This is a genomic window from Lederbergia panacisoli (genome assembly GCF_024626525.1).
In the GTDB taxonomy this organism is placed as follows: Bacteria; Bacillota; Bacilli; order Bacillales; family Bacillaceae_C; genus Lederbergia; species Lederbergia panacisoli.
The window spans coordinates 1-24,147 of the sequence record NZ_JANJGU010000029.1; the positions used below are offsets into that span (position 1 = coordinate 1).

Below are 24,147 nucleotides of genomic sequence, written 5' to 3' on the forward strand. Positions count from 1 at the left end.
AACTCTCGGCTCTTATTCATTTTTGTCCATAGTAAGCACCGGGACCGTGCTTTCGTAGGTAGTGTTTGTCGAGTAGGAATTGGTCCATCGCACCTACCGTAGGGTTTAATTGAATGGTGTGGAGTGCCATTTTAGCGACTTCTTCAAGGACGACGGCGTTGTGGACGGCTTCGTCTGCGTTTTTCCCCCAGTTGAAGGGGGCATGTCCGGTGACGAGGACGCCTGGCATTGCTTTTGGATCAAGTTTCAACTCACGGAATGTCTCGATAATAACATTGCCTGTTTCGAGTTCGTATGCTTCTTCAATTTCCTTTTGGGTAAGTCCACGAGTTACTGGGATTTCTCCATAATAATAATCGGCATGTGTCGTTCCGAGCGCTGGAATTGGGCGACCTGCTTGCGCCCAGCTTGTCGCCCACGGTGAGTGAGTATGGACGACTCCGCCAATTTCCTTAAAAGCTTTATATAATGCGAGATGCGTCGGTGTATCGGAAGACGGACGCAAATTCCCTTCTACAATTTCCCCTTCCAAATCCACAACAACAAGATCCTCAAGCTTCATTTCCGAATAGGCGACTCCGCTCGGCTTAATAACGACAAGTCCACTTTCCCGGTCAATCCCACTAACATTTCCCCATGTAAAGGTCACTAATCCATGTACGGGAAGCTGTAAGTTCGCTTCCAACACTTCCTGCTTTAATGATTCAAGCATGCTTCTCCCCCTGTTCACTTAGAGGCATGTAGTTTAATATCTTTTAATCTTTTCATGACATCGTTTTCTCCGCGGCCAAAATAGTCATATAGTCTTTCGTATTCTGCAAAAAGTTTGTCATACACTTTCACATTGTCTGCGTTCGGTTGATAGGTCTCATCCTTCACTCGTCCCATTTCCTTTGCAGCATCCTCAATACTCTCGTATCCGCCGCGCTCCTCGCCAGCAGCTACCGCTCCAAACATGGCTGATCCAAGCGCTGGAGTTTGTGAAGAGGCAGAAATCTTGATTTCTGTGTTTAGTACATCAGAATAAATCTGCATCATTAATGTATTTTTCTCAGCAATCCCGCCACAAGCATATACTTCATCAACCGGAACACCGCTATTTCTAAACGCTTCTATAATAACCCGCGTTCCGTAAGCGGTTGCTTCAATTAACGCACGATATATTTCTTCCGGCTTCGTCAAAAGCGTCGCTCCTAGCAGTACTCCTGTTAAATCAGCGTCTACTAAGGTGGAGCGATTCCCATTCCACCAGTCTAAAGCTATAAGGCCACTCTCGCCGACTCTGAGATTCCCAGCCTTCTCCGTAAGCAATGCGTGAATATTAACTCCCTTATTTCTCGCTTCTTCGTAATAGCTTTCTGGAACACAATTTTCGATAAACCACTCAAAATGATCCCCAACACATGATTGTCCTGCTTCATACCCCATGAATCCAGGAAGGACACCATCTTCAACAACCCCACACATGCCTGGTACAATTTTTTCTTCTTCACCTAGCAACACATGACATGTCGACGTTCCCATGATCATCAACAGTTTCCCTGGTTCTGTAATACCGACTGCTGGTATCGAAACATGGGCATCCACATTAGCAACAGCAACGGCAGTACCCGGATTCACCCCTATTAAACTAGCAGCTTTTTCCGTTACTTCTCCGGCCTTTGAACCAATCGAATAAATATCATTGGATAGCTTGTCTTCTACAACATTTTCGAGGCGTGGGTCAAGCGCTTTAAAAAACTCCTTCGACGGGTACCCGTCTTGCTTATGCCAGATCGCCTTATACCCTGCTGTACAGCTGTTCCGCCTAATTTCCCCTGTCATTTGCGAGATAACCCAGTCTGTCGCCTCTACGATTTGATCTGCCGCTTCATATATTTCAGGTGCTTCATTTAAAATTTGCCACACTTTAGGGAACATCCACTCTGAGGAAATCTTACCTCCATATCGCTGTAAAAAGTCTTCTCCACGCTCCTCGGCAATTTCATTCAAGCGATTTGCTTCATCTTGCGCGGCATGGTGTTTCCAAAGCTTCACATAGCTATGTGGATGATCACTAAATTCATCCATCATACATAACGGAGTTCCATCTGCTTTAATCGGCAGAACCGTACAAGCAGTAAAATCAATGCCGATTCCAATGACATCATCTGCTGACACCCCAGACTCTTCCAGCACTTTCGGAATCGTCAATTCCAACACTTCCAAATAATCATTCGGATGCTGTAATGCCCAATCATCCTCGAGCCTTGTAGTTCCATCCGGTAAAAATTCGTCCATGACACCGTGCGTGTATTCCTTTACAGCGGTTGCTATTTCCCTTCCTGATCCAACCTCCACAAGGACGGCTCGTCCGGATTGTGTTCCGAAATCAACTCCAATTGAATATTTCGCCAATGTTTATCACCCTATTCAATTTAAAATTAATCATCACTTCATCGTATTCAAAAACCACTATGTATATACGTACAATCAGTTGCTTTTACCAACTTGTACGCATAACCTTAATTAGATTCTATCACTTTTATTCTATTTTTCAATGGATAATGCTTAAATTATTTTAATCTTAAACTAACTCGTACGTCTATCTACTCTTTTCTTTTACTACATTGTATGATACGTTTATCACAGAAACTTATAACTTAGGTGAAACTATGAATATTTTAAACAGCCGTTTTTACATCGTGTTGGAAAAAATCTCAAATCTTTTTATCTTAAATGTCCTTTGGATTGTATGCTGCATCCCCATTATTACGATCTTCCCTGCAACCGCTGCCATGTTCAGCGTAGTCAGGCAATGGAAACTAAAAAGTGAGGTATCGGTAGTAAAGCCTTTCATCCGTGCATTCAGGTTGAATTTCAAACAAAGCCTACTAATTGGAATATTATGGATTCCATTTACTTTTCTACTTTATCTAGATTATTTTTACGTCATTCAGGCAGCATCCCAGTGGCGAACGTTGCTTTTAGTTCCGCTATTTTTTATCGGATTGATTTTCCTTTTCATGACAACCTTTTTATTTCCAGTCATGACTCATTATCAATTACGACTAAGGGATGTTTTAAAAAACTCATTCATTGTATCACTTGTCTACTTCCCTACAACGATATTAATCATTATCCTAGCTGCAATCTTTCTATTCATTTTGCTATACCTTCCCGTTACATGTCTGATCATTTTCAGCTTGTGGGCAAATATCAATTTTTCGCTCTGCAACCGCGCATTTAATAAAATAGAAAAGTTAAGAATAGAGGAATGAAACTTTTCATTCCTCTTTCTAATTGCCCATTGTCTAGCTACAGCGCCTATCGACTAGCAAACTTCTTGGCCTCTTCCCTACGATTAAGTCAACATCGGGTGAAATTTGAAGTGCCAATTTCACTAGCTCATCCCTCGCCGTGATTCCTTTATCTCAGTCAGTCCAATAAAGGAACGTCGACTAAAACCGCCACGTCCTGTGGCGACGTCGACAGACCCACATCCTGTGGGCCTGTACGTCGATGGGCAAGGCGCTTCGGCTTTTCTTTATTCTCCTGAAATCCCGGATCGTTCAATCCCCTCAACAAACGCCCTTTGTACAAATAAGTACAAGATGACGATTGGCAAGATGGTCAACATGACAGCGGCCATGATTTGATTCAATAATGTTGGTGTCAATCCAAATGCATCTGAGGCTGAGACCATCTGTTGCATTTGAATGACTCCTTGTGCATTCGCATTTCCATTAAAAGTCGCTAAGTTTTGGGCAAGGTTGAAGTATTCTGGCACGAGTAAATACATATTCGGCTGGAACACGTCATTCCAATTCCAAACGACGGAGAATAGGAACACTACTACCATAGCGGGCTTGGCGAGTGGGAACATAATCGTCCAATATGTACGAAACGGTCCAGCTCCGTCAATTTTTGCTGCTTCTTCTAATACCTTCGGCAATCCGAGATAAAATTGGATAAAGATCAGGACGAATAATGCTCCTTTTAATCCAAAGCCAAAAAGTGCTGGGAAAATAAACGGATATAACGTATTGATCCACCCTAAGTCACTGAAAAAGATGTAAAGTGGAACGACAATCGTTTGCGGCGGCACTAAAAATGTAAAGACAAGCAAGGCAAGCCATAATCCTTTTAAAGGAAATTTATAGCGAGCGAAGCCGTAGCCGATAAAGGAACAGCTTATAATTTGCAAAATGGCGCTGCCAAATGAAATCCACATGCTGTTTAATAATCCGTTCCAATAATTAATCGATTTGAATGCTTCTACATAATTTTGAAACGTTAATACTTTCGGCAGCCATTGGACAGTCGCATCTGCCACATCTGAAGGGCGCATGAAGGACTGGGAAATCATATAAAGAAGTGGATAGACGAATACAAATGATAAGCTAAATAGCAATACGTAATAAAAGGTATTTCCAATAATCGATTTTGTCCGTCTCATTAACAATGCTTTTTTGTCATGATCCACTTTTTTCGTAAGAGCTTGAACTGAACGAATGATTGGTAAATCCATCTAAGTCTACCCCCTCTCTAATTGGTCAACCCTCTGCGGAATACGAGAAATACGATGCCCAGCACAATGAAAATAAAGATAAAATAGAGCCAGCCGATAGCAGAACCATATGCATAATTATTTGATACAAATACAACATTCAATAAATGATTCATAACTCCATTATCTGGTTTCGTAAATGAGTTCACGATACTGTACAGTGTATTGACAAAAATCATCGGGATTAACATCGGAAACGTAATTTTCCAAAATACTTCCCACTCTGTTGCACCATCAATTTTTGCCGCTTCATATAGCGAAGGTGATATCGTCTGCAGCCCGGCCAAAAATATTAATATTTGGACGCCCGAATCCCACATGACGAGTGTAAGGGCATCCGCATATTGCAATAATGGATCGAGAACTCCATCAGGGATAAAAGCATTCAGCTGCCGATACAAATCAAATTGATAAAAAATCGGCAATGTTGCCGCTCCTTGCTCCATTAGCTTCCTTAGTGCAGCACCGGAAGCGATAATGACAGGCAAGAAGAAAATGCCCCTAAAAAATGTTCTTCCAAACGCATTGCGATTCAGCAAAATGGCACAAAACATCGCAAATATGAGGATAAGCGGAACTTGCGTAAGCATATCCTTCATCGTCTCCAGCAATAGCGGAAAAAAGTTAACATCGGTTGTGAAGGCATCACGATAATTTTTCATTCCGACAAACGTTGCTTGAAGTCCTTGCTTTGTCGGTTTTAAGTTATTTAAAGAATAGTAAAATGATCGACCAAGCGGAACTGCCATAAATAGGAGGAAGCCAATAATCCATGGCCCTACAAAAGAATAACCTTCGAGAATATGTCTTGTCTTCATTGATAGTTTCATGGTTATTTCTTCCCTCCTTCAATGACTGTATAATTTTCACCTTCAACCGTCAGCCCATCAACAGTCTTGGCTTTGCGATTGTAATTCACAATCACTTCTGTACCATTTTCATATGAGGTTTTATAAACCTTCTTTGCTAGCCTTTCATGATTTGCAATCAATTGTCCACCTATGTTTTCTTTGAGCTTCTTGATCTCTTCATACTCTTTAACAGATCGATTAAACCAGTAAGAGTAATCTGAACTGAATAACCTATCTTCCATCGTTCGTTTCAAATGATCGGTCGGCTTATACGTAAGCTCAAAGCTTGGCGTGGCTCCATATTCGATTGCTCGTAAAAATTCAACTCTTTCATCGTCTCGTAAATTTGATGGTTTTCCAGTATAAGGAATTAATCCATGGATGACAATTTGATAAAAAGGAACAGTTTCATCTAAATAAACAAAGTTACTAGAATCCATCGGTATTTGATGAATCTCATTCACACTACCAAGTAAATACCCGAACCCGTAATCTACTGATATATGATCAACAGATTTTTTAAATTGATCAATCGTTTGAATCCAAGTCTCTTTCATCTCTTCTCTACTTGATGGATTTTGCTTATCTAAATCTGTATAAAGCAAGTTTCCGACATGACTGAAATGGACTCCGGAAATACCAAGATCTTTGTAGGTAGACGCTTCCTGCAATGCATACTTAGATGATTTTTCCGGTTCCAATAAATAAAAGAGCTGCCCGTTATGCCCCAGTCTACTCGATACCCGATAATTGGGGTTCATCATAACTTCGCGATCGATTCCTCGTACTGCATCTTTTCTAGGGGTCAACCCATCGCTATCTTCAAAAGGCCGGACATAATTTACATCTAGATTTAGACCAACGCCCATTTTTTTCGCATAGTTTGATAACTCCTCTAAATCCTTCTTGCCGCCTAGCTTTCGTTCTATTGGAAAATGATCAGGTTGATTACCGTATAATCCTTTTTTTGACCAGCCTTTGAACGTAATCGTCAAGGACTTTATTCCTTTATCAGCATAATCATCGATGATGGACTGCGCCTGTTTAAAAGTAGTCATATCGATAAATGTTTTTCCGATGATTTCATCACGCATTATTCCACCGACAAGTTCAAGAAATAAAGGTGTCTCTTTTTCAGCTTGCTTTTGCAAGCCTGCTTCCTTAAGCAAATAATCACGATAGGCATGCGCCATACCGACGTAATTGGATCCTTCACCTTCTAGTAAAATATATTTCACTATTCGGTCTCCGGTAATTCTTTGCCCTTGAAATAATGGAATGGCTCCCGAAGACCCGATGAACATAATATCTTGCTTTCTATAAAAAAATTTCGCTCCTGCTCGGTAAAGCGGAATATTTCTTATCCCTGAAGGTGTAGCTGTAATATTAGCTGTTTCTTCCCCATTTGTAATAATGCCTAGAAAGCCCGTTTGCTCTTGGTGTATCCCGAACACAGGCAGGGCGATTCTTTCTTTAGGAGCTGCCCCTCTCGTAAAACCTTCAGCCATGACATCCCCAAGTTCCATCGTAAAGGTAGGGTCTGGTCCGTAAACAGGTTCAGAATAGCCTTTAAAATATTGAGGATGCTTTTCACTGACGATCATTAAAGCTCCTGATCCATCTGGAACGAATACTTCTCCATCAACTTTTCGATCCGCTGCATGGAAAAATGGCAATACCTCTAGGCTCGTAAGTCTAACGGTCCCCGATTCTTTAATAGAGTCATCCGGAATCGTTGCTTCAAACCCATCGTCTGTCAGTGTATATTCCAGTGCAAAATTGACCTTTATTTCCTTAATATTGAACTCAACTCTTATGCCGTTTTCAATCGTTGAAGTTGTAACTTCATTTTCCTTGTCTTTTAACGTATATGTTTGAGATATACTTGATCCATCTGTATATTCAATATGAACAGGGGCATCGATAAACGCCTTATTGTTAGGAAGAATTCCTTTATCAACTTGTGGTCCTCCGAGCCATTCTTTTCCAGACTTTTTATTAACTATCCGAATATTCCCGTTCGCTTCATCGATATATAGCTCGAAAGAAGCATTCTCCGCCACCTTTTTCGTTGCAGTAATAGGATATAATTCTCCTGTTTCAACAATGACGATTTCTTTAGGTGGAGCCGCCTCAGCAGTCTCACCATCCGAACCCGCTTCCTGTTCCTCACTATTCGCTTCGGCAGCTGTTTCACTTTCAGCATCCTCCGCAAAAATCCCTTGTGGAAACAAACTAAAGATTAACATCGTGCAGATGAAGAAAATAAACATGTTTTTCCGATTAATCTTTTCGTATTGGAACAACTTTTCCACCCCCTATAGCCTGAATCGTATTTCCTTAAATAGATCCAGGAAAAAACTAATAAATTGGTTGATTAGTCCGTATAACAATATCCCGATAAACCAAATAATCGCCATTCCTAAAAGTGTAAAAAATGTAATCATGATAAGCTTTCCGACTTCAAAATCATGCAACACTTTTACTTTCATTAAAATTAATAAACCAACCCAACATAAAACTAAGACCGTAGCCGAGTTATAAAATGTTTCTTCACTTAATGCGAGAACATTCGTCGCTAATGTAATCGGAATAATAAAAATGATATATGGGACAAGGCAAAAGGCACTGCCGATAAACAGCTCTTTAAATTTCCCTTCCCCATCCAATATCGTGCTGACACTCCAGTTCGAGAGACTCCATGTCACCCATGGAACAAATATCCAAATAAACTCGTGTAAATAGGATATTTGATACGGCTCTCTCGTTTCAAAATCGTATCCAACTAGTAGAAGAGAGGCCATTCTTGCAATAAACGCCAATATGATTAGGATAAATCCTTGTGACCATTTCAAGCGATTCGGTTCCTGAATATCATAAAAGAAGTCTAATGGTTTAAATAAGATTTGCCGCATCATTTGTACAGTATTCACTTTGCCTCCACCTCGCCTTCAAGAGCCGTCTGTTTCCCTTTGCGACCTTGTCGAATGAGCTTAATCAATCGCGGAATCCCAAAACGCAGACCGAAGAATAAGACGATCACTCCTCCAAAAAACCAAGCAAAATGATCTCTGACATATTCAACTCGAAATTCACGGAAGGATTCAGAGTAATCTGTACGGGAACTCGCCTTTTTAAAGTAATCCATCGCTTCTTCATATTTTTCCGACTTATAAAGGGCTTTTCCAATCGCTTGGTAAGCGATATCATAATTCCCATTTAAGTAGATGACTTCTTCCCATATTTCTTTCGCTTCTTCATATTGGCCATCTACATATAATTTGGACGCCGTATGGACAAGGTCGGCAAAAGGGGTCGTTCGGAATAGATCAATTCGATTTCTTCCTTTATCAACGACATATAAAACTCCGTCCGAATCCTGGTCGATGCTTGAAGGTGTCGTAAATACACCATTTTGCTCCCCTGTTCCACCAAATACGAATAAAAGATTTCCTAATTTATCATATTGATAGATTCTGCTTGTCTGTAAATTTAACGCAGTGATAAGTCCATCCTCATTTGCTGTGATATCAATAAATGCGGATATTTCAATATTTCCACCGTAACTTAGCAAATCTCCATACTTCTTTTTAGATGGATTCAGTGTATCTACCCCGACAGGAGAAAGTCTTTTAATCTGATTTTCATCTGTTCCTAATGTCGTTGTATAAATAAATCCATCAGCATCCTGATCTAAGTTTGAAAAAGCTAAAGGCTGTACGGACCTCATTTTCGCTTTTTGTTCGTCAGTTGCAATAAGACGTGCAAGAAAACGCCATAAATTGAATCCAACATCATTTGTTCCAAAAAAACCTTTAAATTCACCTTTATTATCGATCTGCATTAAGCCTTTCGTATTTCCTTCGCTGACGACGTATAAATAATCACGCTTATCCACTACAAGCTTCGATGGAGAATAAGAAAATTTCTTCCCTAATAATGTGCTTGTAGGTGCCGTCAGATCCCTTTCGAACTTGCCATTTTCGTCAAAGATGGCGACACGTTGATTTTTTGTATCGGCAACATAGGTCGTTCCATCTTCCTTAATGAACACACCTTTAGGTCCGTTCAACTTCCCCGGCCCGTCTTGGTCGCCAATCACCTTGATTACTTCAAAATCTTGATCCAAGTGAACAATTCGATTATTCCCAGTGTCTGTTATATAAATCGTGTCATCCGTTGCGATAAAAATATCTTCCGGATTATTAAAAACCCCTGTCGGCAAGTAAGCACCATCAATTGAATCATGATATACATATCCGTTGATGGAATGAACATCTCTTCCCTCGGTATTCCATATATAACCTTCGTAGGGGGTTTCCGCCAAACCTTCCATTGGCAAAACCAACATCATCATGACAGCTGCCAACATTACGCAAAGTCGTTTCGTTGTCTTCAAATGTTCTCCCCCCTACTCCTTAAGGCCCGAGTGAGCCATTGTTTGCAATACCATTCGTTGTGTAATCGTAAAGACAATAATGGTCGGTATAACCATCAAAAAGCTTGCTGCTGCAAGTGTCCCGACACGGGCGATGACCCCAGCCCCACCACTGATGGACTGTATCGCGAACGGCAAGGTCTTTAACTCTTCCTTCGTTGTATACATCATCGATGGGTATGGGTCATTCCATGCTTGCACAAAACTAAAGAGCGCAAATGTTGCAATCGCTGGCTTCAGCAATGGGAAAACGATTTTCCAAAGAATCGTCCATTCTGAGGCTCCTTCAATTCTTGCTGATTCGATTAAAGAATCCGGCAATTGCTTAAGAAACTGAATCATTAAAAATATACCGATTGGAGCAGCCAAATATGGGAGAATCATCGCAAAGTACGTATTCATCATTCCCGATTTACTGACAAGTAGATATTGCGGAATTTGCAATACCATTGGCGAAAACATTAATGCCGTCACAATCAAATTAAAAATCGAACTTTTAAAAGGCATTTCATGTTTAGCAAGCGGATAGGCCGCCATCGCTGAAATCACTACTCCAAAAAAGACAATTCCCGATGTAATCAATACACTATTAAAAATATAACGAGAAAATGGTACAAATGAAGTCCCTGTAATTAAAAGCAGATCCCGGAAATTCATTAAAGTAGGATTTATCGGAAAAAACCTTGGCGGAAACAGGAATAATTCACTAATCGGTTTAACAGATGTCGAAGCCATATACACAAGTGGCGCAAGCATCAGTAAACCAAATACGGTTAGGAATACGTAAAGAAAAACCCCTCCCCAATCTCTATTTTTTCGGGAAACCGCAGCTCTCATCTTCTATTCCCTCCCCAACACTCTAAAAATAAGTCTATTTAACCCAAGCATCATTAGAAATAAAATAACTGCAATTGCCGAAGCATATCCCATTTCAAAGCGGATAAAAGCATAGTCATATAAATGGGCAAGGATTGTATGGCCAGCATATAACGGACTTGGCATACCAACGAGCTGCATACTTACATCAAACACTTGGAGTGAAAATACAACTTGCATAACAGCTCCGAATAAAAGCTGTGGTTTTACAGATGGAAGTGTGATGTACCATAGCTCTTGCCACCGATACCTAACCCCATCAATTTTTCCTGCTTCATATAATTCCTTCGGAACATTCTGTAAGCCGGCGAGGAAGGCAAGAAATCCAATCCCCATACTGCTCCATAAGGACACGATGATGATAACTGGAACGATTGATTCGACATTTTGTAAAAATAAATAAGGTTCATTTAATATGCCTATTTGCATTAATAAGTGGTTAAACAAGCCTTTTCGGTCACCAGCGAATAAATACAACCACACGACGGACATCGCAACCGCACTCGTAATCGAAGGTGTATAAAAGCATAATGTATAAAAAAAGCGATACTTTTGCGGGATTTGACTGATTAACCAAGCAAGTAAAAACGCTAAAACATAGCCAAGCGGTCCCGTTACAAATGCAAATTTAAGAGTAATTCCTATCGCTTTTAAGAAAATATCATCATCCACAAACAATAGTTTGTAGTTAGAAAGCCCGACAAATCTTGGGGCTTCCACGATGTTATAATAGGAAAAACTTAACATAACCGATGTAATGATAGGAATGATCGTAAACATGGTAAATACGAGTAGAAACGGTGCTAATAATAAATAAGACATGCGGTTTCTTTTCATATCAAACCAAAGCTTTTTCCATTTCCCCATCGGAAGGGGAGGACCCGATGTTGTTGCTGCCCGGGCCTCATTTTTTACAGTTGTTGTTGATTCAATAGCCATTTCTGTGCGCCCCCCTATTCATCAAGGCGATCGGTGTCAGATGTTTCCAAACCGAATTCCTCACGTTTTTTCCGGAGTTCCTTGTTGATTTCCCGCACTCCATCTTCGACCGCTTCACGGGTCACCTTTCCATTTAAAACAATCTCGTTCCACATATTTGCAATATGACGGGTCGTATAATAACCGCCGATAACGACTTCCCTTTCCCTAAACCATTCCCATTGTTCCAAAATGGCTTCCAAATCTTTTTGTTCCCAAGGAAGTCGATTCAAGGCTTCAACATTCGCCGTATTCCAACGTGCTTCAACACCAAGAAGGGCTTCTAATTCCGATCCGAACCTCTCTTGCGCATCAGCGCCGGTCCACCATTTTAAAAATTGCCATGCTTCATCTTTCATATCAGAATCTTTAAAGATGATGCCGGTTTGACCTAGACCACCTGTAGAACGATTGATTCTTCCATCTTCCTGTTTAAGACCAGGCATCGGCTTCATTCCCCACCAACCCGTTAATTCAGGTGCAGCTGTAGATAATAGAATATAAGTAGAATAATCTGCTACCCCAATCGGCATTTCACCTGATCTAAAACGGTTGTAGAAGTCAGCTTGCTTTTCAATTTTGTAATTCGTGAAAAGCTCCGTCCACATTTCCATCGCTTTTAACGCTTCTGGAGAATCGAGCTTCGAGATCATCCCTTTTTCATCATATAAGTCTCCGCCATGTTGGAATAAAAATGGCGCAAATTCATTGATGGCAAGCTTCGTATCATTTGGAGCATGCGGATAGAAAAAGTCCATCCCATTTTGTTGGAGCGTTGGAATGAGACCCATTACCTCTTCCCACGTATCCGGAATTTCATCCTCTGTAATCCCAAGCTCTTCCATAATATCTTTCCTATAAAAAAGCATATAAAAGTTCTGATTTTCAGGGAGGGCATAGTCACCGCCGTTATATTTATAAGGGATGAGTGCTCCCGGTCTAAAACGATCGGCCACTTCCTCGTAGTCAGGGTATTCATTTAAATTGACGAGCGCATTACGAACAGCGAAGTCAATCGGTGTTTCTCCCTCAACTCCTAGCGCAACATCTGGTGCTAAACCTGCAGTATTCGCTAACAGCAATACTTGCATTTGACCAGCAGGTACGACGTTTACATTCACCTTGATTCCAGTTTCAGTCGTGAAATCCTCATCAATCATCTGTTTAATGATTTGTACCCAATCCCTTCCGCGCGCGACCCAGACGTCGAGAACTTCTTCATCTTTATACAGATTACCGATCCCACTATAATCTTTCGTAAAGGAATACCCTAAATCCCTAACACTCGTTCCCGCTCTCACATACCACGGAGCAGCAGGCTGCGGCCATTTTTGATCAGGTGACTGAATTAAAATATAATCAAGCAGCAAACTTTGTTGGCTCATACTATTTACCCACGTACCGAGAGATGCTTGAAGATTATTGATAGATTCTAATCTTGCCGGAATGGTATCTGTATCCTCAGCCATACTAAGCAAAGTATTTCGCACTTCCAATAGAGTACTAATATCAGAGCTGCCTTTTTGAACACCTAAATCGTATAACGATTCAACAATATCATTTACGTTCCGGGCCAATATGTGTAATCTCGGCACAAGGTTCGTAATATTATTTTCCAAATTCCAATCAGCATTAGGATCCGGACTTGTCCCAGTAACGCGAATGACTTCTCGATACAGAAGCGACAATTTATTCGTTGTCACCCTAATCGATTCCATCATCGGCCCTAAACTGCCGACTTGTACTTCCATTCGAATCGTATGTTTACCTTTTTCCAAATAATATAGAAACTCTTCATTTTCATTTCCTAGTTTATTAATTTGGAACTCAACTTTATAAGGAAAAAGAACTCCATTCATTTCCTGAAACGGCACCTTGTTATCAATCGTAATTTTTCTTTGTGTAGGAATTCCATTCAAATACCATTGGCCATATCGCATCCCGATATTGTACAAACCACTTTCAGGCACTTCAAATTCCCATTCAGCCCACTGTTCCCCATTCCTCCAACCATCGCCACCAAATGTATTTAACACAATCGCTTTTGGATTAAAAGGTTCAGTAATTGGCTCCCTGTCTTCAATGCGTTTCAAAGTAGGGTCTGATCGTAATAATGCTTGCTCGGCCTGGATTTTAACTTGTACACCTTTCGTTTCTTTGTATCCTTTCTCTTTATATGTATTTAACACTTCTTCGTAGGCAGGATAATGAATTGGCGAAAAGATGCGGATCTCACCAATGGCAGCCGGTTCACGTACAGTTTCAATGCGAAGGGTATGCTCACCCTTAGTCAAATAAAAACGAAGAGGCTCTGCAATTTTCGCTTCGGAATCTCGAATCTCCTTATATTGCCAACCATGTACTTCTTCACGACTCGGATTAAATTCATTTCCTTGATTGTCAAACCATGTTTCATCTTTTTCTTTCCACATCCGTTGGAAGGTAAGCTTTTTAGCTTGAAAAAATGGATATTCCCCATCTATTTGCAAGCTCCGGACAACAGCAGCCCTCTTTCCCGGGAGCGCATAGTAACTCATTCCCATTTGGTAATAGCCATCTTCTGGAACGGAAAAGGAATACTCTATCCAACCTTTTTGATCTATAAGTGCAACAGCCTTGTCGAACGGTTCGCCAAGACCTGTTTTAATTTCAACATCATCCTGACTAATGGCCGAATAATCGGTTGAAGCTATCTTCATATCAAAACCAGTGGAATCTGAGGCCCCACTTAAATTATGGTTATCATAATATTCAAAAAAGGATGGCTCCAACTTACTTTGAATGTCTTCATCAGCTAAAATGGACCTTTCCTCTATATCATCATATTCTGGAATCATCGCCATCGCCGCGTCATTATATCCTCGGGACTGATTCCATATTAAAATTGATGCAATGAGTACAACAACAACGGTTATGCTAACAGCATATTTTCGAAGCAAACGTTTCACGGAAGCCTCCCCCATTTATCTAAAATCGATGTTCGAAAAATCGTTCTGAACATGACTTCTAAATCAAGGGCTGTCCTACTCATCTATTAAATTCGTGAGGACAGCCCAATTTATTAGTTACCCATATCCGCCTTCAATTTTTCAATTTCAGGACCAATTTCCTTCTCTGCAGCTTCTTCAATTTGTTGAAGAGTTGTTTTAGAATCAATATTTTCATCAAGTGCTTTTGCTACTCTTTCAATATAAATTGGCCAAGCTTGACCATCAAAAGGTGTAAGCCTGCGCACTGGAATTTGTGCAGCAATCGTATCATAGAAAGCATAGTCTTTTTGTCCACCTAGATATTCATTCGTATGCTCTTGATACCAAGGCATAGCTGTAATATGATTCCAGCCTGGTTGTACCGAATGCTCAACAAATACTTTCCAAGATTCTTCTGCTGTGTTCATCCATTCAACAAATGCCCAAGCCGCCTCTTTGTTTTCGCTTTGAGAAGGGATGACAAATGTCGATCCACCAAGACCAACTTTTAAATCAAGCGGCATGGATGTTGCTCTCCATTTCCCAGCTTGTTCAGGGAAAACATTAGCCAATTCACGTGCTCCCCAGCTTCCGACAGGGAAAGAAGCGACTTTTCCTTGATTGACTAACTGTTTACCTTCGTCACTTCCAAGGATTGACATTTGCGGTGCCCATCCAAGTTGATTTCCTTCTTTTACAAAATCAAGTAGTTCAGCCATTTTCTCATCATTTCGAAGCCAGTTATAATCACTATCATAATATCCTACGGCATCCCCGTACTGAACAGCAGGAGAATCACGCCATTCAAACATATAAATTCCATTTGCTGCAAACGTTCTTGCTGCTGCTAATACGTTGTCCGGATCTTTAATGTATTCACCAAGCTCTTCTGGTTCGCTCGGCAGACCCATTTGTTCATATAAGTCTTGACGATAGTAGAATACTCCAGGAGTAACATCCCACGGCATACCTAGAAGTTTTAGTCCGTCAACCGATTTCCAGCGCTCCCAATTATATTCTGAATTCAAATCCTTATAACGTCCGGCATCGTATGGAGGTTGAAGTAAATCTTCAAGCAAATCTCCAACTACATAACGACCAAATTGCCCTTGTTCAACTTGTGCCACATCCGGAGATCCACTTCCAGCTGCAAGCGTTGTTTGCAACTTGTCATGCAAATCACCAAAATCCAAGCCTACTACCTCTACTTTTACATTTGGATAAACTTTATTAAATTCTTTTACAATATCTACATAAATATCTGCGGTCCATGTCCAAAAGGTTACTGATCCCTCTACCGAAGAATCGTAAACCGGCATTAGGTCTTCTTCCTCTTCCTCTTTCACTTCTTCTCCACTATTATTACTATTTCCATTGCTGTTTGAATCTTCAGGTCCATCAGTAGCGAGATTTCCGCCGCTCTTACAACCTGCCAAAACAAGCATGAGCATTAGTAGAAAAATGAGCACGTTTACACTTTTTCTCAATCCATTCTCCCCCTTATTAAAAATGTACAAAATTACAAATCTACTTTACTCACCTTCTTCTATCTCCCCCTTTCAAATCCTTTTAACAACAATTCATACGTACATGTTCTAGTGCTTTTCTACTAGGATTTAAGTATATTGAGTTAAAATTCAAAATTAAAACGCTTTCTTTAAGGTGTTTATGAGATTAATAGAAAAAAATGAGTGGTATGCTTTTATAATAAACTTACATGTTCGGACATGTCAATTGAATTTTCGATATTTTTCTACCAATTTTTCAATCATATACTCCATTTGTCCGAACAACAATTTTATAGGGGGAATAGCCCCCTATAAATCTATTTTTCTACAATCTGCCTATGCCACACATGATTGATTTCTCTTATTTTCTTAAGATCACATTTCGGTTCACGGTGGTAAGTTAGTAAACCATTGATTTCTTGCTCGACATCTGTTAGTTGAGTGTAGCAGTAGCCATGTAGTATTTTAGATGAGTAGACTGCTTCCATGACACGCCTATAGTCTGCAACAAATTCTTCCTCTGTTTTTACGGATGTATATCCCCAACCAGCATCCTCACCTGCTTTGAATCCGATTCCCCCAAATTCCGTTAAAAGAATCGGTTCTCCTTCATGCTTAAAGCCATCTGCGTAAATATTGCGGTGGGCTGGCTGCGATTTTAATATACTTTCTTTAGTAGCGAGTGAGTCCTTATAGTATTCATATTTTGCGATCTCATCTTTATTCCCGTGATTATAATTATGGATTGCACAAATATCCGTTTTCGTTAGCTCCCACCCATCATTTGAAATAACAAGTCTTGTTGTATCAAGTGAATGAATTAAGTGATACATCGCAAGGGAATGGTTTTGCTGTTGAATGTCTCGGTTAATGAACGGAACCCCCCAGCTTTCATTAATTGGAACCCAAGCAACTAAGGATGGATGATTATAGTCGCGCTCAATAATTTCTATCCATTCCTTCGTAAGTCGTGCAACAGCATTTTCACTAAAATATGGTGGTGCCGCGCATTCGCCCCACACGAGGAATCCGAGCTTATCCGCCCAATACATGAAACGAGGATCCTCTACTTTCTGATGCTTTCTACAGCCATTGAAGCCCATTTCCTTCGTTAGTTCGATATCTTTTTTTAGATCAGCATCTGTTGGTGCTGTTAAAAGCCCATCTGGCCAATAACCTTGGTCTAACACCAATTTTTGATAATAAGGACGATTATTTAAATAAACCATTCCATTTTCAGTATGAATTTTACGCATCCCAAAATACGATTCTATTTTATCCAGCTCATTCCCATTTTCATCGAATAATCGAATTTTGATATCAAACAACCTTGGATTTTCCGGTGTCCAGTTCCAGCCATGGCTATGAAAGCCTGTACGGAAAATTTGCTGCTGATAAAGATGAATTAAATGTTTATTGTAAGAAGCCGAAACGACGTGTGTATTGCAGGCGATTTTTTCATCTTCTAACGCAATTTCAAACTCCGCTCTCGTATTTTTATAATCTCCTAAAACATCAAATTCGATAAGGATGTCACCTTGATCAATATTCGGAGTAAATCGCAGCTTTGAAATACGTGTTTCATTCACAGGCTCAAGCCATACTGTTTGCCAAATTCCCGTTGTTCGCGTGTACCAGATCGCCTCAGATTTTTCCTTCCAAAATTGCTTCCCCCTCGGGATTGTTTCATCTGTTGAAGGATCCTCTACCCGTACAACAATTTCCTCTGTCCCCCGGGTCAGGCAGTCTGTAATATCAAAGGAAAATGACGTATGTCCTCCCTCATGGAAGCCGGCAAGCTTGCCATTCACGTAAACCCATGCACGGTAGTCAACCGCACCGAAATGGATGACGACTGACTTGTCTCCCCAGTCCTTTGGAATCGAAAAGCTTCTCCGGTACCATACATGATCGCAAAAGGACGGGTCATGTATACCACTTAATTTCGTTTGATAGGCAAATGGAACATTAATTTTCAGGTCAAAAGCATTTGCATTTTCGTGCCATTTCTCCTTCATGCCAACATTGTCGCGGTCAAAAGCAAAATCCCACTCACCATTCAAATTCAACCAATCTTCCCGGACCAACTGCGGTCTCGGATATTCTTGTCTATAAACCATGATGCATTCTCCTTTAAATATATTTTCTTGGTGGGGGACGGGTTCAATGGGGACAGTCCCCATTGAACCCGTCCCCGCTAAATTACTTCCAACTCATCTTTTCCAGGTAAATCAGGATGAGGAATATGCGGTTCTGTTTGATACCAGAAGGCAACGGATGAAATATCGTCTTTAAGAGGCAGATATCTTCCTTCTGAACGCCATCCGAGTGCTTGGATTGTCACTTTTAAATCATCCTCAAATCTTATTGGATCCATCACATGCCATCGATACATGCCAAAGCGTTGCTGACTCCGGTACAATCCATCCGGCTTAATCAACTGGTGCATTCCTAAATAAGGAGTAGAGTATGTACAATATTCTCCTTGCGGCTGCTCCCAGTTCCACGCACCACCGAAATAATCTTCGGTTCCCGTTCCACAAATGGTCGGAAATTCATCGTCACCATCCATATAAAACTTAATTTCTCCTTCGCCCCACCAACCATTGCTATTTACTTGCCACGCAAGATACGTCCCGACATAATGTCCATGCCCTTTAATATGATCCACGATCGTATGTACATCTTTATATGCAAGTGGATTGCTTCGATTCCAATGAGCGTGGAAATAGGCAGCATCTTCTGGAACATCCGTCAGCGTATAATCAACCTGATAATATAAAACCGCATCGTCATTACCAATATTCTCAACAGTAATTTTTGCCGATTTTCGGAATGGCATTTCCCAGTAACAGTTCATTCCACCAGCAGGATTCACAGCAACCGGCAATGAATTAAGATTGGCACGCTCACACCAGCCACTGCAGAAAAAGTCTCCAATCGGCACTTGGACAGAAGGATGCTCTTCCCCATCCCAATACATCCGGATGATTAACGTACGCCAATGATTTGGATGGCATGTGAGCCAAATATGCTGGATAGCGCCTGAGTCTTGAATATGAGCCATCGTAAAGAGCGAATTCTTTTTTATAAAAACAGAAGGAGACACCTTCCATCCTTTGCCTAGATCACGGGCTGCATGAGCTCCCGTTCCTTCAGCCGCCATGCCGCCCTTCCCTTTTTCACCTGTAAAATTTTCTGCACTAATCGATCTCGTTTTCGCTTTCGATAGTTTCGATAAATTTCCTAGATTCATGCCTAATCCATTGAACATATTTGTGCCTCCCTTACTTCACTTTGATTTTCTGCTCTGTAGATGTAGGTCCATCCACTTTAAGCTTTCCATCTTCAAAATAAAGACGGTCAATATTCATTTGCCGATTTCCGCTTGGTGAATTCGGATTCGTGTGCGTATGGTAAACGATATAAAGTGTTTCATCATCAGGTCCAACCGTGACACTGTTATGCCCAGGTCCCGAAATGCCTTGAGAAAGATCCTTCGTCAAAAATGGATTTTCAATCGCTTTTTCAAATGGACCAAACGGATTGGAAGAAGTTGCATACCCAACACTATAATCGTGGCTTGCGAAGTAGTTTGACGAATACATCAAATAATAGATACCGTCGCGTTTTAACACAAAAGGACCTTCATTCCATTGGTACTCATCATACGGCCTTTCCCATGTTGCATCCGGTTCAGTTAAAAATTGCGGATCACCCAATACTTCCGTCAAATCATCGTTCATTTTTTGAACATAAATTTGGCTGACATGCTTCCCGTTAATGACGTTTTCGGAACAATCCTTCACATAATATAGAAAAGGCGTCCCATCATCATCTATAAAAATATGCCCATCAATATAAGAGCCTGCTTGCTTAATAATCTGTGTACTCACATCTGTAAAAGGACCGAGCGGATCTTTGCTTGCTGCAATAGAAATCTGTAAATGACCTTCCGTATTGCGAGCACTATACGTCATATAAAACTGTTCTTTGTACTCAACCACTTCAGGCGCCCAAAAGTCACCCGTTGCCCATTTTTCAGGCTGATCAAAATGAACATATGCCAAGCCCTTTTCTTCCCAGTCCACTAGATTAGGAGACTCCCACACTTTATAACCAAAATTAGGTTCAGAGGTTGCGTACATATAATACGAACCAGCTGTTTTTAAAACAAACGGATCACCAATACGAGTCATTCCTCCGACTGGATTTGTATAGGAAATCGTCTTTACCTCTTTCTGATTAAGGCATCCCAACAAAATCCCTCCCATCAAAAGCAATAAAATCACAAAAATCATAAGATAACGCATATATCTACCGGGGACACTCCCCATTGGACCTGTCCCTTTTGGACCCGTCCCCATCTTACTCGATCGCAGCTTTTCGGGAATTAATGATGCGGATGATTTCTGGGTCGAATTTCGGCTTCCTATCGTACGTAAAAAGACCATTCACTTCCTGCTCTATGTCGTATAACTGGGTATAGCAAAATCCAAACATATAAGGATTATCCAAAAGGACGGAAACAAGTCCCTCGTACCTGCTTAAAAACTCTTCTTCAGATTTCGGCCTGTCGCCATATCCCCAGCCCTTTTCATCTTTCTGGTTCGGGTTCCACCAAATTCCACCGAATTCACTGACAAAATACGGCTGGCCACCATACTGTTGACGATTTGGAAAGGTTGTAAACACTTCTCCCCCCTGCTTCATCGGCTCATATCTCGCCGCAAATGTTTCCGGGTTTTGGTCATAATCATGAACATCATAAATGTCTGTTTCCACATGGAAGTTTCCGCTCGTATCGATGACTGGGCGAGTCGGATCCACTTGTTTCGTTACTGAATAAACGATGCGCAACACTTCATTATTTTGTTTTTTACCGTCCATATCCCATGTTTCATTAAACGGACACCAACCAATTAAGGCAGGGTGATTGAAATCACGTTCAACGACCTCAAGCCACTCCGGTAAAAATCGCTCGAGTCCAGTCGCTGTCGTAATATCCAAGCCCCAGTTTGCGTGTTCTCCCCAAACAAGATAGCCAAGTTTATCCGCCCAATATAGGAATCTCGGTTCAAATACCTTTTCATGCAACCTTGCCCCGTTAAAACCCATCTCCATCGAAAGCTCAATATCCTTACGTAGCGCTTCATCCGTTGGTGCAGTATAAATTCCATCCGGATAAAATCCTTGATCGAGAACTAGTCGTTGAAAAACAGATTGATCGTTTATTTTAAAAGCCATTCCATCCAATTTAATGCTGCGAAGACCGAAGTAGCTTTCAACGGTATCAAGCTTTTTACCATCTTTTAAAATACGAAGCTCTAAATCATACAATCTTGGATTTCCCGGCTCCCATAAATGGTTCTCGGAAAGCTCGACGGTAATACGTGCTTTTTGCCCAGAAATATTAGCTTGATTTTGACCAACTTCCTTACCCTCAAAGCTTGCTGATACTTCTAATAAAAGCTCATCGTCATAATCCCCTTTTAACTCAGCTTCAATATGTACAGAGCGATTATCAGGATCCGGATAATATTTTAAGTTCGAAATATACGTTACCGGTACACACTCTAACCAAACCGTCTGCCAAATTCCCGTCGTCCGCGTGTAATCACAACCATGGGAATAATATAATCCACTTTGTTTCCCTCGCGGCTGCAGTCCTGATCTTACATCATCCTCCGCACAAACCGTCACAGTATTTTCTCCGCTTGTAACGAACTCAGTAATATCAAATGAAAAAGAAGAATAACCACCACGATGCTTTCCTACGGACTGCCCATTAACCCATACTTCAGAGTCATAATCAACAGCGCCGAAATGGATCAAAATGCGCTTGCCTTGCCAGTTGTCAGGAAGGATAAACTGCCGTTTATACCAAACCGCCGCCATAAAATCTGTATAACCGATTCCTGACAACTCACTTTCAGGACAAAACGGAACATTGATACTGTCAGTAAGACTGTGACCCGCCTCAAACCAATTTCTCTCTTTCCCACTTTTTCCGTGATCCATGTCAAATTGCCATTTTCCATTCAAATTTATCCAATCTGGTCTCACCATTTGCGGTCGCGGATATTCCGGCCGTGGAATCGAAGAAGTACTCACGAATGAACTCTCTCCTTTTTTATACGTATTACCGTTTTATTTGTGATATGTATCTTAAATCTATACATTATAGCGCTTTCATTGTTCATATTACAAGATTGATTGTAATGAATCAAGTATATATGTAACAAAATTCAAAAAAAGATCAATCCCGTTTTACTTGGAATTGATCTTTGATTCGATTTGGGAATAATTGATTTTCATTATAATCCCTTGCTCGTAATTACCGAATTTCGAGCCAAATAAGTTAAGGCCCCCTTGGTTTTTAGCGTCTTGTTTTACACCTAATTTCAAGGAGATAAACGGTTTTTCTTGCAGTTTTAACTCATCAATCGTCGTAGAAGATATTTTTACACCGTCTATAAAACTACCTTCTTTATTAATTTTCCAATATTTCAACACGCCAAACTGCGTGTTATGCGTTTCCCACCAATTCGGTGTCAAGAAGCCTCTTTCCCCACCAAAATCCCCTGGACTTGTCCAATAACCAATTTCTGAATCATTAATCCAACAAGTAATATCAGATGGCCAATCCTCATTATGATACGGTGCCTCTGAACATAACTCTACGGAAAAACTAAGTTCGTCAACGTCCGTACCGTACGGAATTCTATTCGGAAAATGATATTCGATTAATCCTGACCGAAACCAAACAAGCTGCGCATTTTTTCGGGCGGGTTCGAAAAATGAACGCGGATCATCAATGATATGAATAATCCCATCCGCACTTAAAAGACCACAGGATGGTTCCACTTCACAATTCACATACTCTCCAACCTCTAGCTCATATGTAATAATATCTTCCGTAATAGGTTTTTGCTCCTCTAAATCAATAATGATCCGATCATATCGTTTTGAACTTACCTTTTGATTCCCACGTCCGGGGACTATTTCTGTTGTAATCAATCCGGCATTTTCCAATATTTTAATATTAGCCGCCGCGGTTGAAAAAGGAATTTTCAATAACTCGGAGATGTCGTTGACGTTTTTAGGACCACTCGTTAGTTGGCGGATGATTTCCATTCGATTTTCGTTTGCCAATGCTTTTGAAGCCTCAAGGGCTTCCTGTAAAGTTAATTGCAATGTTCTCAAGCGAATTTCCTCTCATTCAGATGACTTTCTTTCCATTATTACAATTAAACTTGTATTAATCAATCTATTCCTTAGAATGATCGACGAAAACCATTTGCAGCATATAAAAAATCATCCCAACGGTAATCACTAAAAATCCCAAACCTAGCATTTGTTGCTCCGTTTCCAAATAGTTATTGCATATTTGAATCGGCGAATCAATATATAGCCAGCTCATTAAGCCGAACATGGATATGTAGTTCAAAAAAACGAAGCTTTTTCCAGCTGCCTGAATTTTCCTCCAACTATCTCGTAATAAAACACCGACAAGCAGTGGCAGACCAATAAATTTAAACACTTCTATCAACCAAATGGACAATGCTTCATCTAAAATCCGTGGTAGCATCCAGTATGTTGTAATGATTACAACCATTAACATACCCGGTACTCCATTTTTGTTCCATCTAGTAAAAAAGCCTTTATATTTTCTCAGCAGCGGCTTTCCAATGAGCCAGCCCACTAAAATCAATAAAGGTAATTGCACAAGCATATGTAAAATCATAATCGATTCTAAACTAGTTTTAATAGGGGGAATAAGTAACAAGATATATAAGATAGCACCATAGATTCCTTGTTTCATCATAATTCCCCCTCGCATCATTATGCCGTATTGTCAAAACATCTATAGTAAAAAGTTAATAATTCCTTGATATAAAAGGGTTTATAAGCAAAAAACTTGCCACCCCCATAATTTTAGGATAAAAGTGAGGTTACCACACACACACCAAAATCC

18 protein-coding genes are annotated in these 24,147 nt (G+C 40.5%); 1 reads left to right on the forward strand and 17 read right to left on the reverse strand.

Features of this window, described 5'->3' with window-relative positions:
- Positions 1-16 precede the first annotated feature (16 nt).
- Both araD and araB read right to left on the reverse strand, forming a co-directional pair.
- Positions 17-712 (reverse strand): L-ribulose-5-phosphate 4-epimerase, encoded by a 696-nt coding sequence (gene araD, locus NQ185_RS19815; protein ID WP_257583818.1) that lies wholly within the window; start codon positions 710-712, stop codon positions 17-19.
- Positions 713-726: 14 nt separating this feature from the next.
- Positions 727-2,397 (reverse strand): ribulokinase, encoded by a 1,671-nt coding sequence (gene araB, locus NQ185_RS19820; protein ID WP_257583819.1) that lies wholly within the window; start codon positions 2,395-2,397, stop codon positions 727-729.
- Positions 2,398-2,654: 257 nt separating this feature from the next.
- Between araB and NQ185_RS19825 the strand changes: the two genes are divergently transcribed.
- Positions 2,655-3,260, forward strand: coding sequence for a YesL family protein (locus tag NQ185_RS19825; RefSeq protein ID WP_257583820.1), 606 nt, complete (start codon positions 2,655-2,657; stop codon positions 3,258-3,260).
- Positions 3,261-3,526: 266 nt separating this feature from the next.
- Here NQ185_RS19825 and NQ185_RS19830 read toward each other — a convergent pair whose 3' ends face one another.
- From NQ185_RS19830 to NQ185_RS19900, 15 genes are all read right to left on the reverse strand, one after another.
- Entirely contained in the window at positions 3,527-4,510 is a 984-nt protein-coding gene (locus NQ185_RS19830) for a carbohydrate ABC transporter permease (RefSeq protein ID WP_257583821.1), read from the reverse strand.
- A gap of 17 nt (positions 4,511-4,527) precedes the next feature.
- Complete coding sequence (locus tag NQ185_RS19835; RefSeq protein WP_257583822.1) at positions 4,528-5,379, reverse strand: carbohydrate ABC transporter permease; 852 nt, start codon at positions 5,377-5,379, stop codon at positions 4,528-4,530.
- A 2-nt stretch (positions 5,380-5,381) separates the two neighbouring features.
- The gene (locus NQ185_RS19840; protein WP_257583823.1) at positions 5,382-7,706 is read right to left on the reverse strand and encodes a DUF5696 domain-containing protein; all 2,325 of its coding nucleotides are present in this window, start codon (positions 7,704-7,706) and stop codon (positions 5,382-5,384) included.
- Positions 7,707-7,718: 12 nt separating this feature from the next.
- Complete coding sequence (locus NQ185_RS19845) at positions 7,719-8,333, reverse strand: YIP1 family protein (protein WP_257583824.1); 615 nt, start codon at positions 8,331-8,333, stop codon at positions 7,719-7,721.
- Positions 8,330-9,799: a hypothetical protein gene (locus tag NQ185_RS19850; protein WP_257583825.1), complete on the reverse strand. Its 1,470-nt coding sequence runs from the start codon at positions 9,797-9,799 to the stop codon at positions 8,330-8,332. Before NQ185_RS19850 ends, NQ185_RS19845 begins: the two co-directional genes overlap by 4 nt.
- Positions 9,800-9,811: 12 nt before the next feature.
- Entirely contained in the window at positions 9,812-10,675 is an 864-nt protein-coding gene (locus NQ185_RS19855; protein WP_257583827.1) for a carbohydrate ABC transporter permease, read from the reverse strand.
- A 3-nt stretch (positions 10,676-10,678) separates the two neighbouring features.
- Positions 10,679-11,653 carry a carbohydrate ABC transporter permease gene (locus NQ185_RS19860; RefSeq protein WP_257583828.1) on the reverse strand — a complete coding sequence of 325 codons (975 nt, stop codon included), beginning with the start codon at positions 11,651-11,653 and terminating at the stop codon, positions 10,679-10,681.
- 14 nt (positions 11,654-11,667) lie between these two features.
- Entirely contained in the window at positions 11,668-14,640 is a 2,973-nt protein-coding gene (locus NQ185_RS19865) for an extracellular solute-binding protein (RefSeq protein WP_257583830.1), read from the reverse strand.
- A 113-nt stretch (positions 14,641-14,753) separates the two neighbouring features.
- The gene (locus NQ185_RS19870) at positions 14,754-16,148 is read right to left on the reverse strand and encodes an extracellular solute-binding protein (RefSeq protein ID WP_257583831.1); all 1,395 of its coding nucleotides are present in this window, start codon (positions 16,146-16,148) and stop codon (positions 14,754-14,756) included.
- Positions 16,149-16,486: 338 nt separating this feature from the next.
- On the reverse strand, positions 16,487-18,289 hold the full coding sequence (locus tag NQ185_RS19875) for a glycoside hydrolase family 2 protein (protein WP_257583833.1): 1,803 nt from the start codon (positions 18,287-18,289) through the stop codon (positions 16,487-16,489).
- Positions 18,290-18,366: 77 nt separating this feature from the next.
- The gene (locus NQ185_RS19880; protein WP_257583835.1) at positions 18,367-19,443 is read right to left on the reverse strand and encodes a glycoside hydrolase family 172 protein; all 1,077 of its coding nucleotides are present in this window, start codon (positions 19,441-19,443) and stop codon (positions 18,367-18,369) included.
- Between the two features lie 13 nt (positions 19,444-19,456).
- The gene (locus NQ185_RS19885; RefSeq protein ID WP_257583836.1) at positions 19,457-20,428 is read right to left on the reverse strand and encodes a glycoside hydrolase family 43 protein; all 972 of its coding nucleotides are present in this window, start codon (positions 20,426-20,428) and stop codon (positions 19,457-19,459) included.
- A gap of 109 nt (positions 20,429-20,537) precedes the next feature.
- Positions 20,538-22,283: a glycoside hydrolase family 2 protein gene (locus NQ185_RS19890; RefSeq protein ID WP_257583837.1), complete on the reverse strand. Its 1,746-nt coding sequence runs from the start codon at positions 22,281-22,283 to the stop codon at positions 20,538-20,540.
- Between the two features lie 156 nt (positions 22,284-22,439).
- Entirely contained in the window at positions 22,440-23,375 is a 936-nt protein-coding gene (locus NQ185_RS19895) for an ArsR/SmtB family transcription factor (RefSeq protein WP_257583838.1), read from the reverse strand.
- Between the two features lie 64 nt (positions 23,376-23,439).
- Positions 23,440-23,994, reverse strand: a complete 555-nt coding sequence (locus NQ185_RS19900) for a hypothetical protein (protein ID WP_257583839.1) — start codon at positions 23,992-23,994, stop codon at positions 23,440-23,442.
- Positions 23,995-24,147 lie beyond the last annotated feature (153 nt).

Excerpts from the sequence above, each read along its gene's own strand:
- araD (WP_257583818.1), bottom strand. The coding sequence starts at position 712 with ATGCTTGAATCATTAAAGCAGGAAGTGTTGGAAGCGAACTTACAGCTT.
- NQ185_RS19825 (WP_257583820.1), top strand. The coding sequence starts at position 2,655 with ATGAATATTTTAAACAGCCGTTTTTACATCGTGTTGGAAAAAATCTCA.
- NQ185_RS19830 (WP_257583821.1), bottom strand. The coding sequence starts at position 4,510 with ATGGATTTACCAATCATTCGTTCAGTTCAAGCTCTTACGAAAAAAGTG.
- NQ185_RS19835 (WP_257583822.1), bottom strand. The coding sequence starts at position 5,379 with ATGAAACTATCAATGAAGACAAGACATATTCTCGAAGGTTATTCTTTT.
- NQ185_RS19855 (WP_257583827.1), bottom strand. The coding sequence starts at position 10,675 with ATGAGAGCTGCGGTTTCCCGAAAAAATAGAGATTGGGGAGGGGTTTTT.
- NQ185_RS19860 (WP_257583828.1), bottom strand. The coding sequence starts at position 11,653 with ATGGCTATTGAATCAACAACAACTGTAAAAAATGAGGCCCGGGCAGCA.
- NQ185_RS19875 (WP_257583833.1), bottom strand. The coding sequence starts at position 18,289 with ATGGTTTATAGACAAGAATATCCGAGACCGCAGTTGGTCCGGGAAGAT.
- NQ185_RS19880 (WP_257583835.1), bottom strand. The coding sequence starts at position 19,443 with ATGTTCAATGGATTAGGCATGAATCTAGGAAATTTATCGAAACTATCG.
- NQ185_RS19900 (WP_257583839.1), bottom strand. The coding sequence starts at position 23,994 with ATGAAACAAGGAATCTATGGTGCTATCTTATATATCTTGTTACTTATT.